Raw genomic sequence first — 478 nt, 5'->3', positions numbered from 1 at the left:
TATCGACCGTCCGCCGTCCCTGTGGGCGAGGGCACATGCCGCCGATTTGCGACAGGCTGGCGCGGCCGGTATTGTTTTCTGAGTCGCCGGGGCGGCCACGAGAAATCGGGGTCCAGCCGGGCGGAAGATCCCCCTCGAACAGCCGGAACGGCGGCGATGTGCTGCGCGCTCGGGTGGGGCCGGGAACGGAATTCCGAGGCTTTTTCCGAGAAATACGGAATTTGCACTGGAGGGCCGGTTCCGGTAAAGTGGGTGGACGTGCCTCGGGGAGGCGAGCGGCTGGAAGAGGGCCGCGAGAGTTACCCGGGTGTGACTGTTGTTTGAGAACTCAATAGTGTGCCAAGTTCGTTGATGCCATTTTTTTGGTTGATACATTGGGCGGCCTGCCCACCCCCGTGGGTGCGGCTGTCCGGATTGTTTTTGCCAGTTTTGGATTTGCTGGCTGGTGTGGGCGTTTTCCCGTCCTGCCGGCTGGTTT

Source organism: Sinomonas mesophila (genome assembly GCF_001999765.1).
GTDB lineage: Bacteria > Actinomycetota > Actinomycetes > Actinomycetales > Micrococcaceae > Sinomonas > Sinomonas mesophila.
This window is presented reverse-complemented; position numbering follows the sequence as displayed.